The 15,127-nt window shown below is 68.5% G+C and carries 13 protein-coding genes; 6 read left to right on the top strand and 7 right to left on the bottom strand.

Features of this window, described 5'->3' with window-relative positions; genetic code table 11:
- The first annotated feature begins 24 nt into the window (after window positions 1-24).
- The 3 genes from IEY58_RS09190 to IEY58_RS09200 all read left to right on the top strand — a co-directional run bounded on the left by IEY58_RS09190 (window position 25) and on the right by IEY58_RS09200 (window position 2,882).
- Complete coding sequence (locus IEY58_RS09190) at window positions 25-387, top strand: DUF167 domain-containing protein (RefSeq protein ID WP_189044873.1); 363 nt, start codon at window positions 25-27, stop codon at window positions 385-387.
- A gap of 183 nt (window positions 388-570) precedes the next feature.
- Window positions 571-1,908: a tetratricopeptide repeat protein gene (locus IEY58_RS09195; protein WP_189044875.1), complete on the top strand. Its 1,338-nt coding sequence runs from the start codon at window positions 571-573 to the stop codon at window positions 1,906-1,908.
- Entirely contained in the window at window positions 1,905-2,882 is a 978-nt protein-coding gene (locus IEY58_RS09200; RefSeq protein ID WP_189044877.1) for an extracellular catalytic domain type 1 short-chain-length polyhydroxyalkanoate depolymerase, read from the top strand. Before IEY58_RS09195 ends, IEY58_RS09200 begins: the two co-directional genes overlap by 4 nt.
- Before the next feature lie 31 nt (window positions 2,883-2,913).
- Here IEY58_RS09200 and IEY58_RS09205 read toward each other — a convergent pair whose 3' ends face one another.
- The 3 genes from IEY58_RS09205 to IEY58_RS09215 form a co-directional block, all read right to left on the bottom strand.
- On the bottom strand, window positions 2,914-4,218 hold the full coding sequence (locus IEY58_RS09205) for an NRAMP family divalent metal transporter (RefSeq protein ID WP_229743600.1): 1,305 nt from the start codon (window positions 4,216-4,218) through the stop codon (window positions 2,914-2,916).
- Window positions 4,219-4,316: 98 nt separating this feature from the next.
- The gene (locus IEY58_RS09210; RefSeq protein ID WP_229743601.1) at window positions 4,317-5,909 is read right to left on the bottom strand and encodes an ATP-binding protein; all 1,593 of its coding nucleotides are present in this window, start codon (window positions 5,907-5,909) and stop codon (window positions 4,317-4,319) included.
- Window positions 5,910-5,922: 13 nt separating this feature from the next.
- Entirely contained in the window at window positions 5,923-6,657 is a 735-nt protein-coding gene (locus IEY58_RS09215) for a response regulator (RefSeq protein ID WP_189044879.1), read from the bottom strand.
- A 184-nt stretch (window positions 6,658-6,841) separates the two neighbouring features.
- Here IEY58_RS09215 and IEY58_RS09220 point away from each other — a divergent pair, with 184 nt between their 5' ends.
- Together IEY58_RS09220 and IEY58_RS34600 are read left to right on the top strand one after the other, a co-directional pair.
- Window positions 6,842-7,432: a Spy/CpxP family protein refolding chaperone gene (locus IEY58_RS09220; RefSeq protein WP_189044881.1), complete on the top strand. Its 591-nt coding sequence runs from the start codon at window positions 6,842-6,844 to the stop codon at window positions 7,430-7,432.
- Window positions 7,433-7,434: 2 nt separating this feature from the next.
- Window positions 7,435-7,569 carry a hypothetical protein gene (locus IEY58_RS34600; protein ID WP_268237559.1) on the top strand — a complete coding sequence of 45 codons (135 nt, stop codon included), beginning with the start codon at window positions 7,435-7,437 and terminating at the stop codon, window positions 7,567-7,569.
- Window positions 7,570-7,590: 21 nt separating this feature from the next.
- On the opposite strand, the gene IEY58_RS09225 is transcribed toward IEY58_RS34600, so the two are convergent.
- Window positions 7,591-9,249: an isovaleryl-CoA dehydrogenase gene (locus IEY58_RS09225; protein ID WP_229743602.1), complete on the bottom strand. Its 1,659-nt coding sequence runs from the start codon at window positions 9,247-9,249 to the stop codon at window positions 7,591-7,593.
- A 112-nt stretch (window positions 9,250-9,361) separates the two neighbouring features.
- Between IEY58_RS09225 and IEY58_RS09230 the strand changes: the two genes are divergently transcribed.
- Window positions 9,362-10,999, top strand: coding sequence for a thiamine pyrophosphate-binding protein (locus IEY58_RS09230; protein ID WP_189044883.1), 1,638 nt, complete (start codon window positions 9,362-9,364; stop codon window positions 10,997-10,999).
- A gap of 33 nt (window positions 11,000-11,032) precedes the next feature.
- Here IEY58_RS09230 and IEY58_RS09235 read toward each other — a convergent pair whose 3' ends face one another.
- Genes IEY58_RS09235 through IEY58_RS09245 form a run of 3 tightly spaced genes read right to left on the bottom strand, consistent with a single transcriptional unit; the run spans window position 11,033 to window position 15,115 of the window.
- Window positions 11,033-12,580, bottom strand: a complete 1,548-nt coding sequence (locus IEY58_RS09235; protein ID WP_189044885.1) for a hybrid sensor histidine kinase/response regulator — start codon at window positions 12,578-12,580, stop codon at window positions 11,033-11,035.
- Between the two features lie 31 nt (window positions 12,581-12,611).
- On the bottom strand, window positions 12,612-13,055 hold the full coding sequence (locus IEY58_RS09240; protein ID WP_308422403.1) for a response regulator: 444 nt from the start codon (window positions 13,053-13,055) through the stop codon (window positions 12,612-12,614).
- Window positions 13,052-15,115: a sensor histidine kinase gene (locus IEY58_RS09245; protein WP_189044887.1), complete on the bottom strand. Its 2,064-nt coding sequence runs from the start codon at window positions 15,113-15,115 to the stop codon at window positions 13,052-13,054. Before IEY58_RS09245 ends, IEY58_RS09240 begins: the two co-directional genes overlap by 4 nt.
- Between the last annotated feature and the right edge of the window lie 12 nt (window positions 15,116-15,127).

Below are 15,127 nucleotides of genomic sequence, written 5' to 3' on the forward strand. Positions count from 1 at the left end.
GCGTCAAAGGTCTAAGAAAAGGTAATGATTGGAACGGCATCGCCTGAATCGCCGCGGGAAGCGTCGTCGGCGCTGATACTTACAACCGAGGGTATCCGTCTCAGGGTCCGGGTCAAGCCCGGCGCGTCGCGCCAGGTGGTGCTCGGCCGTTCGCGCCTGTCGGACGGCGCGGCGGTCGTCGTGATCGCCGTCTCGGCGCCGCCCGAGGGTGGCAAGGCGAACGAGGCAGTCGTGGCACTCCTGGCGAAGCTCTGGGGCGTGCCGCGCAGCCGCATCGCCATCCGAGTCGGGGCCACCAGCCGGACCAAGCTGCTCGAGGTCGAGGGCGACCCGACGACGCTCGCGAGTCGTCTTTCCCAATGGCTGCTCACCCTGCCTGAAGTCTGAACGGCTCCGGTGCTCGCGGCCGTTCGCGGCCGGTCACTTCACCGTGAAAGCCCTGGTTTCCTGTGGCACCGGGGCAATCTTCCCGTGAGTGTGTTGCGTCGGCATGGCCGGTGCGCGACCATCTCGTCCGATAGGAAGCATGCTTCGGAGGGGCGAGACCAGCAGCACCGGCGGGGAGATCCAATGATGATCTACGACTGTAGGGGGCTCGAGGTCACGGCGGCCAATCCGGCCGCGGTTCTGGCGTTCGACCGGGCGATCGAGGCCGTGTTCGGCCATCGCACCGATGCCGGCGCCGCGCTCGAGGCCTGCCTTGCGGCCGATCCGGAAATGGTGCTGGGCTGGGTGCTGCGCGGGGCGGCCCAGCTGCTGCTGGCGCGTCGCGAATGCGTCGCCGCTGCCGAGGATGCGATCCAGCGTGCCGAACGGAGCCTCGCGGCGCGTGGCGGCACGGTGCGGGAGCGGCGCTTGGTCGCAGCCCTTCGCGCCTGGGTCGCTGGCGACATGCGCGCCGCCGCCGAGCGGATCGACGAGGCGCTGGCGCTGGACCCGCTCGACGGGCTGGCGCTCAAGCTCGGCCATGGCCTGAAATTCATGCTGGGCGATCTCGCCGGCATGCGGCGTAGCCTCGAGCGGACAGTGCCGCACTGGCGCGCCGACGTGCCCGGCTGCGGCTATGTGCTCGGCTGCCACGCCTTCGTGCTGGAGGAGTCGGGCGATCTCGTCCAGGCCGAGGCGGTCGGCCGGCAGGCGCTGGCGCTGGCGCCGCGCGATGTCTGGGGCGCCCACGCGGTCGCCCATGTGTTCGAGATGCAGGGACGCGTGCAGGACGGCATCGCCTGGCTCGAGGCCCAGTCGGCGCAGCTGCCGGGGGTCAACAACTTCGCCTATCACATGCATTGGCATCGCGCGCTGTTCCATCTGGCGCTGGGCGAGAGCGACCAGGTTCTGGCGCTCTACGACACCGCGATCCGTGCGACGCAGACGGATGATTACCGCGACATGGCGAACGCCGTGTCGCTGCTGTGGCGGCTCGACGCGCAGGGCATCGACGTCGGTCGGCGTTGGGACGAGCTGGCCGACCTTGCCGACGCGCGCGGCGCCGACCCGACGCTGGCCTTCGCCATGGCCCACCGGGCGATGGCACTGGCGGCGAGCGGCCGGCGCGACCGGCTTGTCCAGCTGATCGGCGAGCTCGACCGCTGGGCCGTGACCAGCGGGGCTTCGCAGGCGAGGATCCTGCGCAGCGTCGGCTTGCCGTTGCTGCGGGCGATCGCCGCCGAGGCGGCGGGCCAGCCTGATCAGGCGGTCGACCTGCTGTTTCCAATCCGCGCGCGGCTGCAGAGCCTGGGCGGCAGCCACGCCCAGCGCGATCTGTTCCACTGGTTCCTGACCGACGCCGCGATCGCGGCTGGCCGGCGCAGCGAGGCGTTCGAGCTGCTGGCCGAGCGGACGGACCGCCATGCGATGACCGACTGGGCGGCCGACCGGCTGACCGGGTTGGTGGCGATGGCGGCGTGACGCTCGGCCGCGTCCTCGCGCGCGGCCGCCTGCTGGCCTTCGCCGGTCTTCTTCTGATCGGCTGCTTTGGCACCGGCCGGGCTCAGGCCCATCCGGCCGACGACGGCGATCCGTGGGTGACGCTGACCGTAAACGGGCTCGACCGGCATTACCTGCTGCACGTGCCCCCGACGCGTGTGTTAGCGTCAGCGGCAGAGGGGCGCCCGCTGCCGCTGGTCATCGTGTTGCATGGTGCTGCGGGCGACGCGCGCTCGACCGCCGACATGACGGGCTTCAGCCCGCTTGCCGACCAGGCGGGCTTCATCGCGGTCTATCCCGAGGGAACGAGCATCGGCGTCGAGCCGCCGCGCCAGACCTGGAACGCCGGCTTCTGCTGCGGCGCCGCCGTGCGCAACCATGTCGACGACGTGGCGTTCCTCGCGGCGCTCATCGACCATCTGGCCGCGGACCAGCCGGTTGACCGGCAGCGGATCTATCTGACCGGCCTGTCGAACGGCGCCATGCTGGCCTATCGCTTCGCTGCTGAACATCCGGAGACGGTGGCCGCGATCGCGCCCGTGGCCGGCACGATCGGTGGCACGGCTGGCACTGGTCAGCCGCCGATCACGATCGAGCGGCCGCACCGTCCGGTGCCGGTCCTGATCATCCACGGCATGATGGACGGCTATGTGCTCTACCGTGGCGGCGTTTCGCCGAACCTCGGCATTCCTGGCCGGTTCAACGTGTCGGTCGACGATGCCGTGCGCTTCTGGGCCGCGGCCGACGGCTGCGCCCGGCCGCCGCGGTCCGGCGCCACGGCCGACGGTCGCGTGCTGTTCTTGGATTATGCCCGGTGCCGCGGACGCGCCGAGGTGCGGCTCGTTGCACTGGCGCAAGGCCCGCACGAATGGCCGGTCGCGATCGAGCGGCCCGACGGCGGCACGGAGCCGACGGCGGCGCTCATCTGGCGCTTCTTCCGCCAGCACCTGCGATAGGCTCATCGGCGATAGGCTCACCGGCGATAGCTTACTGGCCGAGCGTCAGCAGGAGTCCGAGGGCCGTCGCGGCCATGATCGCGACGGCGAGCCAGCCCAGCACCGTCAGCCGTCGGCCGAGGACGAGCTGTCCCATGATCCCCGGCTTGACCGCGATGAGCATCATGAGGACGAGCACGGGGACGGCGAGCAGCCCGTTGATCACGGCGCTCCACAACAGCGCGTGGATGGGATCGATCCTGGCGAAGTTCATCGCGACGCCGGCGATGGTCGCGGCCAGGATGCAGCCATAGAACGCCCGGGCCTCGTGCGGTGCCCGGGCGAGGCCGACCGGCCAGCGTCGTCCTTCGGCGATGGCGTAGGCGGCCGAGCCCGCCAGCATCGGCACGGCGAGCAGGCCCGTGCCGATGATGCCGAGCGAGAACACGGCATAGGCGAAGCGGCCGGTCGCCGGGCGCAAGGCCTCGGCGGCTTGAGCCGTGGTGGCGATGTCCGTGATGCCGGCCTCGTGCAGCGTCGCCGCGACGGTCACGATGACCGCGTAGGCGACGAGCGTCGCGAACGCCATGCCGATGGAGGTGTCGATGCGGATCCGGTTGACCTCCTCGCCAGCCAGCAAGCCGGTCGGGCTGTGCCGGCGCAGCTTCGGCAGGCCGCGCGCCCGCTCGCCTTCGAGCGAGGATTGCCAGATGAAGAGATAGGGGCTGATCGACGTGCCCATGACCGCGACGAACACCGCAATCGCGGAAGCATCGAGCGGTAGCGACGGCACCAGCGTGTGATAGAGCACCCGATGCCAGGGGATGGGCACGCTGAAGGCGGTCAGGAAATAGGCGAACAGTGACAAGGACGCCCACTTCATGAACGAGACATAGCGGTCATAGCGCAGGAATGTCAGCAGCCCGGCACAGAGGCCGCCGAACAGCACGACATAGAGATGCGGCGACCCGCCTACGAGGAGGCGCAGGACGTCAGCCATGGCGCCGAGATCCGCGCCCAGATTGACGACATTGGCGAACGCCACGAGGGCAACCACGGGCTTCAGGATCCAGAGCGGATAGTGCCGCCGGATGATCCCGACGACGCCCGTGCCGGTGGCCCGCCCGATACGGGCGCTGATCTCCTGCGTGATCGCCATCAGCGGGTAGCACAGCAGCATGATCCAGCACGCGGCATAGCCCAGCTGGGCGCCGGCCTGGGAGTAGGTCGCGATGCCGCTCGGATCGTCGTCCGTGACGCCGCTGATCAGCCCAGGCCCGAGATGGCGCAGGAATTCCAGGCGACCAGGCGCCCTCTGCTCGGTCGTGCCGTCGGCCTTGCTCAGTCGCTGCGACAAGCCTGCCGTTCCCCCGTAAGCTCGCTATCGCGGCACGTAGACCACGCCTGCCGGGCTCGGCGCAACTACCCGATCGCGTCCCCTGCCTACTCTTTTCGCTACGCGGGCAGCGTCACCGTCGCGCGCAGGCCGCCCTCGGGGCAATTGGTCAGCGTGATGTCGCCGCCGTGGCCGCGGATGATGGTGCGGGCGACCGACAGGCCGAGGCCGACGCCGCCGGTATCGCGGTTGCGCGAGCCTTCCAGCCGGAAGAATGGCTGGAACACCTGCTCGGCCAGCTCCGGCGCGATACCCGGGCCGTCGTCATCAACCAGGATGGTGACGAGATCGCCGTCGCGGTGGAGCGATAGCCGCGCCATGTTGCCGTACTTGACCGCGTTCTCGGCCAGATTGCCGATGGCGCGGCGGATGGCTTGGGCGCTGCAGGGGACGATGACCGGCTCGCCCGGCTCGTAGGCGACGGGCAGGCCGCTGTCGCAGAGATCGCTCGCGAGCTGGTCCAGCAGCTGGTCGAGGTCCTGCGGCGCGCGCGGCTCGCGCACCGCGTCGTCGCGGGCGAAGGCGAGCGTCGCGGCGATCATCGACTCCATCTCGGCGATGTCGTTGAGCATCCGTGAGCGCTGGGCATCGTCCTCGACGAACTCGGCCCGCAGCCGCAGCCGGGTCAGCGGCGTGCGCAGGTCGTGGGAAATCGCCGCCAGCATCTGGGTGCGGTCGTTGACGAAACGGCGCAGGCGCTCCTGCATCCGGTTGAACGCCTTGGCCGCGAGCTTGACCTCGCGCGGGCCGGTCTCCGGCAGCAGCGGCGCGTCGACCGAACGGCCGACCGCGTCGGCCGCGGTCGAGAACTGGCTGAGATTGCGCGCGGCCCGCCGCGCGAACCAGAGCGAGCACAGGACGATGACGAGGCCGAACGCGCCGATGCGCAGCAGCATGCGGATCCAACCGAAGGCGGGCGGCGGGCCGTGGAGCGTTATCTCGGCCCAGCAGCCGTTGAGCAGCTGCACGCCCACATGGCCGAACACCTCGGGGCCATGCAGGCCCATCCGGAAAGCGCGCGGCTCCGGCTCGCCGGCACCGGGACCAGCGGCCGGCTCGCCTGGGGGCGGGCCGTCGGGCGCGACGCCGGGACCGTGCGATGCCAGATCACGCTGCGCCAGATCATGCGGCGGGGGCCCATCCGGCGGTGGTTCCGGCCGTCCATCCGGGCCGGTCGGCGGTGGCGGCGGCTCGCCATCGGGGTGAAACGGGCCACGGCCGCGAAGTGTCACGATCTGGCGGGACGGGTCCGGCAGATAGTCGCCGAGATGGAGCTTCAGATAGAACGACAGTTCGTTGAGCGGCGAGAAGCCCTGGGTGCGGACGAGGTGCGTGTCGAGTGGGATGCGCGCTGCGGGGCCCCGCGGTCCCGTCTCCGTCGGCATCGGCGTGTTGCGTACCGTCACCGTCACGATGTCGCGCGACAGTGCGGCGCCGGCGGCGACGCACTGATCGGCCGGTGCCGCATCCAGCTGCTTGATCACCGAGGCGACGCGCTCGGGCAGGCGCTGCAGGCCGAAGTCGAACGCCTCGATCTCGAGATCGATGAGGCCGATCGCCACGGCCTGCACCAGGATCAAGTTGACGAGCAGGATCAGGGCGACGTGGGCGAACAGGCTGTCGAAGGCGAAGCGGGCGAGGAGCCGGCGCATCAGTGTTGGCCTATCAATCCTGGCCAATGACCTGGACGGCCGGGGTGAACATGTAGCCGCCGCTGCGCACCGTCTTGATCAATTGCGGGTCCTTGGGATTGCGCTCGATCTTGCGCCGGAGCCGCATCACCTGGATGTCGACGCTGCGGTCGTAGAGCACGGCGGCCCGGCCGCGGGCAAGGTCGAGCAGCTGGTCGCGCGTCAGCACCCGCTGCGGCCGTTCCGCGAAGGCCTGCATCAGGTCGAACTCGCCGCTCGACAGCTGCACGAGCTCGCCCGCGCTGTTCCTAAGCTCGCGCTTGGCGAGGTCGAGGCGCCAGCCGTCGAACGCCAGCACGCGGCCGCCGGTCGCGACCTCGACCGCGAGCGCGGGCAGGGCGCCGACGCGACGCAGCACGGCCCGGACCCGCGCCAGCAGCTCGCGCGGGTTGAACGGCTTCGCGAGGTAATCGTCGGCGCCCATCTCGAGCCCCAGGATGCGGTCGATCTCCTCGCCCATCGCCGTCAGCATGATGACGGGGATCGTGCCCTGGGCGCGCAGCTTGCGGCAGAGGCTCAAGCCGTCTTCGCCCGGCAGCATGAGGTCGAGCACGACGAGATCGATGCGCGAGACCTCGAGAATCCGCATCATCTCTGCCCCGTCGCGAGCAGTGGTGATGCGCAGGCCGTGTTTGCTGAGGAATTGGGAGACGAGGGAGCAGATCTCGCGGTCGTCATCGACGACCAGGATGTGGGGCGTGCGTTCCATGGCGGGGGCACCGTAGCATGGGATACCGCGTTCCTGTCGCCGGCCATCGGGTAACGGCTGGTAACCTGGGTTGGCGGTTGAAACGAAGTGTTACAAAAACCGGCGTGCCAGTCATTCTCCCGATATCCGGACCGATTAGAACAAACCCCGGCCCACGATCGATTGCGGGCGTACGGAGGGGTGGATGGCATCGAACTTCAAGAACGGCGGCCGCATGCTCAAGGTGGCGGCATTCGTCGGCGGCTTTGCCCTCGCGCTCGGCCTCGGCGTTGCGGAGCGGGCGCACGCCCAGCAGCATACGGGCGTGCAGCGCACGAGTCTGGGCGAGCGCGCCGGGTTCGACCCGGCGGTGCATTTCGCCCGGATGTGCGACACCATGGAAGCGCGTCAGGCCGGCATGCTCGCCTACGCCGAGGTGCGGCTCGGCATCACTGATGCCGAGCGCCCGGCCTGGACGAAGTTCGCCGGCACGGTAAAGGCCGCCGCGGCCCCGATGAAGCAGGTTTGCGCCAGCGTGGTCGCGCAGCCGGCGCCGAAGACCCTGCCGGACCATTTGCACCGCATGGAGCAGATCGAGACCGCGCGGCTCGAGCAGCTGAGGCAGATCACGCCGGCGGTCGAGGAGCTTTACGGCAGCCTGACGGCAAAGCAGAGGGAGATCGCCGATCATCTGGTGGGCGACATGATGCATGAGCCCGGTCCCCAGGGTCCCGGGTGCGGGCCGCACCATCCGCCCATGGACGACGCCCCCGCGCCGGCTAACGCGCCGAACTGACCATGGCCCACCTGGTTCGGGCGACCGCCGTCCTGGCGGTCCTCTGGTCTGCCTTCGCGATCGGCGAGGCGGTCGATCCGGCGTTCTTCACCTGGACCGGCCGCCTCGTCCTGGCGGTGGTCGGCGCCCGTATCTGACAATCGCTTACCGCACTGGCTTCAGATCTGGGGCCGGGCGCGCTCGGCGATCGCGCGCAGGTCGATGCCGGAGGGCAGAGTCCCGAACGCGCCGGCTTGACCGCTGCCGAGGCGTGAGGCGCAGAAGCCGTCGGCGACGGCCGCGTCCGAGAAGCGGATGAGGAGGGCGCCTTGCAGCGCCAGCACCAGCTTCTCGACCAGATGGCGCGCCCGGCTTTCCTGGAACCCGTCGCGCGCCACTTCGTCCGTCAGCGCCTGGACATGGGCGTCGAGCCGGCGGTCGGCACCCTGGGCGGTGCGGATCTCGGCCAGCACCAGGTCGAGTGCCTCGGGCGTCTTGGCGAGGGCGCGCAGGACGTCGAGGCACATGACGTTGCCGGAACCCTCCCAGATCGAGTTCAAGGGCAGCTCGCGATAGAGCCGACCCATGATCGCTTCCTCGACATAGCCGTTGCCGCCCAGCACCTCCATCGCCTCGGCACCGAGTGCCGGACCCCGCTTGCAGATCCAGTATTTCGCGGCCGGCGTCAGCATGCGGCGGAACGCCGTCTCGGCCGGGTCGTCCTGCCGGTCGTAGGCGCGCGCGAGCCTGAGGACCAGCGCGGTTGCAGCCTCGCTCTCGATCGCGAGGTCGGCCAGCACGTTGGTCATCAGCGGCTGGTCGATGAGCCGCTTCTGGAAGGCACTGCGGTGCGCTGCATGATGGGTCGCCTGCGCCACCGCCTGGCGCATGAGGCCGGTCGAGCCCAGCGCGCAGTCGAGCCGCGTATAATTCCCCATCTCGATGATGGTCGGCACGCCGCGGCCTTCCTCGCCGACGAGCCAGGCGATGGCGCCGTGGAATTCGACCTCGCTCGACGCGTTCGACTTGTTGCCGAGCTTGTCCTTCAAGCGCTGGATATGCACCGCGTTGCGGCTGCCGTCGGCCAGGAAGCGCGGCAGGAAGAAGCAGCTCAAGCCACCCGGCGCCTGGGCCAGCACCAGGAATGCGTCGCATTGCGGGGCCGAGAAGAACCATTTGTGGCCGTCGAGCCGATAGGCCGTGCCCGGCCCGCCGCCGTCGAGCGGCGTGGCGCGCGTCATATTGGCACGCAGGTCCGAGCCGCCCTGCTTCTCGGTCATGCCCATGCCCATGAGCGCGCCGGTCTTCTGCGGCGCCGGGATGATCCGTTTGTCGTATTGGCGGGAATAGAGCCGCGGCAGCCATTCGGCGGCGAGCGCCGGCGCCTTCTTCAACGCCGGCACGACGCCGTAGGTCATGGTCGTGGGGCATTGCACGCCGGCCTCGACCTGGACCATCAGGATGACGCCCGCGGCGCGGGCGACATGGGCGCCGGGCTTAGGCTCAGCCCAGGGGCGCGTATGCAGCCCTTCGCCGATCGCAAGCGCCATGAGCTCATGCCAGGCCGGATGGAACTCGACCTCGTCGATGCGCCGGCCGTAGCGGTCGAACAGCCGCGGCACGGGCGGATAGGCGTTGGCGAGCCGGCCGGCCTCGATCGTCTCGGCCCGTCCGAGCCGCCGGCCGAAGTCACCGAGCTCGTTCAAGGCCCAGTCGGCGCCCTCGCGCACGACCGCTTCCTTGAGCGCGCGGTCGGTGGCGAACAGGTCGTAGTCGACGAGCGGTGGCGGCTGGTTCAATACCTCGTGGGTCTCGAACGGGGCGGGGGCCATGGTCATCGCGCTCGATCCTCCCTCGGGCACCCGCTCGCCCGATTGTGACCGCAGGGCCGGTTGACGGCCGCCCGATCGGGTCGGAGAGTGCGCCTCGCATGCAGCATACAGGATCACCATGACCGCGCACGAGACCGCACCCGCCACGGCTGCCAAGGTTGCCGACCAGATCGCTGCCACGCTCAAGGCCTATGGCGGCGCGTTCGCCGTCGGCATTCCGGGCAACGACGTGCTGGAGACGATCCGCGCCTGCGAGGACCAGGGCATCCGCTTCGTGCTGGCCAAGAGCGAGCCGTCGGCCGCCTTCATCGCCGATGCGATCTGGCAGGTGACGGAGCGGCCGGTGGCGCTCATCCCGGCGCTCGGGCCCGGCCTCGCCAACGCGATCTCGGGCCTGGCCGGTGCGCTTATGGAGCGCTCGGCGCTCCTGGTGCTGACCGGTGAGGTGGCAAAGCCCCAGGCCGACATCTATACGCACCAGGTGTTCGACCATGTAGCGCTCGCGAAGCCGGTGGTGAAATACGCGGCTGACCTCAACGGCCAGCGCGCCGCGCAGCAGACGGCGAAGGCGCTCGACGTGGCGTTGGCCTATCCGGCCGGACCGGCGATGCTGAACATCCCGGCCGACGTCAATCGCCAGGCAGCGAAGCCGGCGGTGATCCCGCAGCCGCCAAAGCGCCCGCGCATCGCCCTCACCGCCGACGAGGCGGCACGCCTGAACAAGCTCATCGATGAAGCCGCCCGGCCGCTGGTGCTGATCGGCCGCGGCGCGCTGCGCCAGGGCGTGCCCGAGGCGCTGGAGGCCTTTGTCGACGCCCGTCAGCTGCCGTTCTTCGCGACCTACAAGGCGAAGGGCGTCGTGTCGGACAAGCATCCGCTGTCGCTGGGCGCGGTCGGCCTCAGCCCGATCGTGGATGCGGTCAACCTGAAGCAGGTCGATGCGGCCGATCTCCTGGTCCTGGTCGGGTTCGACCCGATCGAGCTGCGCGACGCCTGGCTCGACGCTTGGGGCGTGGAGCGCCGTGTGATCTCGCTCGACTGGGGCTCGCTCGACCATCGCGTCTTCCCGATGGGCGAGGAGGCGTTCGGCGACCTGCCGACCGTGCTAGGGCAGCTGACGCCCGCGACAGCGACGCGGCGGGCGACGGGCCATGTCGCGGCCCATCGCGCCGAGGTCGCGGCGATCGTCCGGCCGCGCGATCCCGTGGGCGCCATTAGCCCGGCCGGCCTGTTCAAGGCGGTGAGCGACCGAGTCCGGCCGGACTGGCTCATGACTGTCGACGTCGGCGCCCATCGCATCCTGGCGAGCCATGCGGTCGACTGTGTCACGCCCGGCCAGATGCTGCAGTCGAACGGGCTCTGCTGCATGGGCTATGCGGTGCCCGCGGCGATCGGCGCGCAGTTGGCCCGGCCGGACAAGACGGTCGTGGCGCTGGTGGGCGACGGCTGCATGCTGATGAGCCTCGGCGACCTGGCGCTCGCGGCTGAACTCGACTTGCCGCTCGTCGTCGTGGTGCTGAACGATGACGCCTTGAGCCTGATCAAGCTGAAGCAGGCCAAGATGCAGATGGCACCGCAGGCGGTCGATTTCCGCTCGCCGCGCTTCGCCGACATTGCCCGCGGCATGGGCGGTGAGGGCGTCCGGGTCGACAATCTCGCGGACTTCGAGGCAGCACTCGACGCAGCGGTCGCCCGCCGGCGCTTCACCGTCATCGATGCGGTGGTCGATCCGGCGGAGTATCTCGAGCAGATGTGAGCGCCGCTGGCCGATCGCGCCGATCTGCGGGAGCTAGCTACTGGCACCGCCGAGGCGCGTGATCGTCGCCAGCAGCAGATCCAGGTCGATCGGCTTGGTCAGGAAAACATCCATGCCTGCTTCCCGGCAGCGTTCGAGCTCTCGGCTCGTCGCGTTCGCCGTCAGGGCGATGATTGGAACGCGCCGGCGGCCAGCTTCGGCCGCTCTGATCAGGCGGGTCGCCTCGAGCCCGTCCATGACCGGCATTTGCAGATCCATGATGATGAGATCGAAGGCGCCAGCCGTCGCGGCACGGGCCGCGGCGGCGCCGTCTTCCGCGAGTTTGATCTGATGGCCGGCTGTTTCGAGGACTGCGGTAACGAGAACCTGGGTCGCCTTCGTGTCTTCCGCCAGGAGAATTCGCTGCGGTCGAGCGGCAACGACCGGCGCAGCCATCGCCTCGTCCGGCTTCTCGACGGCCGTCAGCGGCAGTTCGAACCAGAACTCGCTGCCGCGTCCCTCGGTGCTGTGAACACCGATCTCGCCATCCATGAGCTCGATCAGGCGCCTGCAGATGGCAAGGCCGAGCCCGGAGCCGCCGAACCTGCGGCTGGTCGAATCGTCGACCTGGCTGAACTCCTGAAACAGGCGTCCGAGCCGATCGGCCGGGATACCGATGCCGGTATCGGTCACCGAGAAATGGATGCGGTGCGCGTCTGTCGGCGCGTTCGCCGCGTCGACGGCCAAGGCGATGCTGCCGGTGTTCGTGAATTTCACGGCGTTGTTCAGCAGATTGAGGATCACCTGACGCAAGCGCGTCGAATCGCCCAGCACATGGCGTGGTACCGCCTCGTCGATGACGACGCGCAATTCCAGGTCCTTGGCGTTCGCGGCATAGGCTGCCAAGGCTTCGCAGCCGGATATCGCGGCATGCAGATCGAACGGCACGATCTCGAGGTCGAGCTTGCCGGCCTCGATTTTCGAGAAGTCGAGAATGTCATTGACGAGAGCGAGCAGCGCGCGTGCCGCGTCCCGCTGGAGTTCGAGAAAACGCTTGAGTTCCGCCGGGTCGAAATCCTTGCGCAGCATCAGCTCGGCAAAGCCGATGATGCCGGTAAGCGGCGTGCGCAGCTCATGGGTCAGCGTCGCTAGAAACCGAGATTTGGCCTCGTTCGCCGCCTCGGCGGCGCGGCGCTCGATCACGGCTTGCGCGCGGTCGCGGCGCACGCGGGTTTCCTGCAGCTCCCGCCCGACCGCGGGAATGAGCCGCTTGAGGTTGCGTTTGGCCAGGTAATCCTGCGCCCCGCCCGTCATCGCCGCGACGGCCGTATCCTCGCCGATCGTGTCCGACACGAAGATGAAAGGCACGTCGTCGTCGCGGCTGCGCACCAGGGCCAGCGCGTCGAGACCGCTGAACCGGGGCATCGTGTAGTCGGCCAGTATGATGTCCCACCCCTGGCGGTCGAGTGCTGCGGTCAGATCCTCGGCCGTATCCACGCGGAAAAAGCTCGGCTCGTAGCCGCCGCGTCGAAGTTCGCGGCAGATAAGTTCCGCGTCATCAAAGGAATCGTCGATGATCAGAACGTTCAGCCCGATCGTCATTCTCGCCGCCTCGGTAAGGTCAACCGTTGCATCACCGCATATGGGCGGGAACCTGGTTCAGCAGGAGCCAATAGAGACCGAGTTCGGCAACCGTCTGGGTGAATTGCCCGAACTCGATCGGCTTTCGAACATAGCTGTTCACGCCGAGGCTGTAGCTGCGGATCATGTCCTCCTGCTCGTTCGACGAGGTCAGCATGACGACTGGATGCTGCTTCGTCCTGGCATCCTCGCGAAGCCGCTTCAGGACCTCGAGCCCATCGACTTTCGGCAGCTTCAGGTCGAGCAGGGTCACCGTCGGATGGGTGACACCGCGCCCCTCGTACGCGCCAGTCCCGAAGATATAGTCGAGCGCTTCCGCCCCATCGCGGACGATATCGATCTTGTTCGTCACGTTGGCCTTGTGGAGCGCTCTCAGGATGAGCGCCTCGTCGTCCGGGCTGTCCTCGACCAGCAGGATAGTGCCGTTTTGCATCATGCCTCTCCCGTGCGCCCCGAAAGCGTGAAGTAAACCGTCGTGCCTTGTCCGACGGCGGCTTCGATCCAGACCTCGCCGCCATGGCGGTGAATGATGCGCGAAACCGTCGCGAGGCCGATGCCCGTGCCCTCGAACTCCTCGTTCCGGTGCAGCCGCTGGAACGGCGCGAACAGCTTGTGGACATAGGCCATGTCGAAGCCGACGCCGTTGTCGCGCACGAAGTAGGCCGGCCGCCCCCGCTGCTCCGCGATGCCGAACGAGATCCTGGCCGCCGGGTTCTTGGCCGTGAACTTCCACGCGTTGCCGAGCAGGTTTTCGAGTGCCACCGCCATGAGACGGCCGCTCGCCCACGCCATCGCCCCCGGCGCGATGTCGACGGCGACCGTGCGCGCCGGCTCGCCCTGCCGCAATGTGTCGACGATCTGCTGCGCAATGGCGGAGAGATCGACGTCTGCGTGCTCGAACTGGCCGCGCGACACGCGCGACAGCTCGAGCAGGTCGTCGATCAGCCGCCCCATGCGGACGCTGGCGTTGCGGATCCGGGAGAGGAAGTTCTTCGCCCCGTCGTCGAGCTTGTCGCCGTAATCCTCGACCAGGGCTTGGCTGAAGCCGTCCATGTGCCGAAGCGGCGCACGGAGGTCGTGGGAGACCGAATAGACGAACGCCTCGAGCTCGTGGTTGACCGTCGCCAACTCGGTGGTCCGTGCCAGAACGCGCCGCTCCAACTCGTCATTGAGGGTGCGAACCTCGCTTTCGGCCCGCCGGCGCTCGATGTTCTCGCTTTCCAGTTCCGCATTGGTCCCCGTCAATTTCGCATTCACCACCTGAAGCGCTTGCGCCTGCTCCCGGAGCTCGATCTCCTGGGCGGCGAGGGCGCCCGCCATATGGTTGAACTCACGGGCGAGCAGCCCCAGCTCGTCCTGCGATCGCTCGCGCAGATGGACGTCGCGTTCGCCTCGGCCGAGACGCTCCACGCCGGCCTGGAGTTCCTTGATCGGACGCGTGATCGAGCGTGCCAGGCCGACCGCGATGACGGATGCGATGACGAGCCCCAGCAAGCCAAGCAGCAGGATCGAGTTCCGGAATGTGAGGATCGGCTCCAACGCTTCCGCCTGGTCGACCTTGGCGATCAGGCAGAAACGGCGCGTCGGGATCCAGCGATAGATCGCGATGACCGGCACCGCCCGGTAATCGTCGGTGAGTGCTACGCCGCTGTCGCCCGCCAGGCATTGCCTGAGATAGGGCGACTGGGTCCCGAAGCGCAGCGTGACCTGGTCGAGGATGTAGCGCGGCTGGGTGACGTAGAGGCCCGCGTCATTGACGATGAAATTGTCGTCGGTCGAGTGTCCCTCGGTATCGCGCTCGATGATCCCCTGAAGCTCGGCAATATCGGCACGGCCGACGACGACGCCGAGCAGCTTGCCGTCCGCCTCCTTGACGGGTGCTGAGAAGACGATCGACGGCCCGCCTTCCGGCACGGAGTAATAGGGGCCTTCGACATAGGCAGCCTTCTTGCCCTCGAGAAAGACCGGGCGATCCTCCCGGTATTTGCCGAGGTCGCTCGGATTTGTCGCCACGATGACCTTGCCCGTCTCCGGGTCCAGAACATAGAGCGAAACGAAGGCGCGCCCGGTCTGCAGCCAGACCTTGGACAGAAAATCGTTCAGCCGATCGCGGACCGCGTCGCCTTCCGCCCGGTTCTTTCCTGCTGAAAACACGGCCGGAATGCCGGTCACGAGATAGGGCGAAACCGCAATGGTCTCTATCTCCGAGGTCTTTTGCGCAAACCAGCCCTTGATCCTTTCTTCCTTCTCGGCGGCAAGCGCCGTCAGGCCGGAAATCGTCGTGCGCTCCAGCGCCGCCCGCCCGTTGTAGAAGGCGAACGTCGCGACACCGGCAAGGATGGCCAGGCCGAACAGGACATAGGCAGCCGTGACCCGAAGCGTCAGGCTATGCCGCAGGCTCGCCCACGAGATCAGGCCGCGGGGCCCGCTCGACCGCTCACTTGGCGTGGCGAGCGCCAACGCTCCCAAGGCCTGACGAAAGAGGGGACGCGTCATTCCGGTCCTCCC

Origin of the sequence: Aliidongia dinghuensis, from assembly GCF_014643535.1 — a bacterium.
In the GTDB taxonomy this organism is placed as follows: domain Bacteria; phylum Pseudomonadota; class Alphaproteobacteria; order ATCC43930; family CGMCC-115725; genus Aliidongia; species Aliidongia dinghuensis.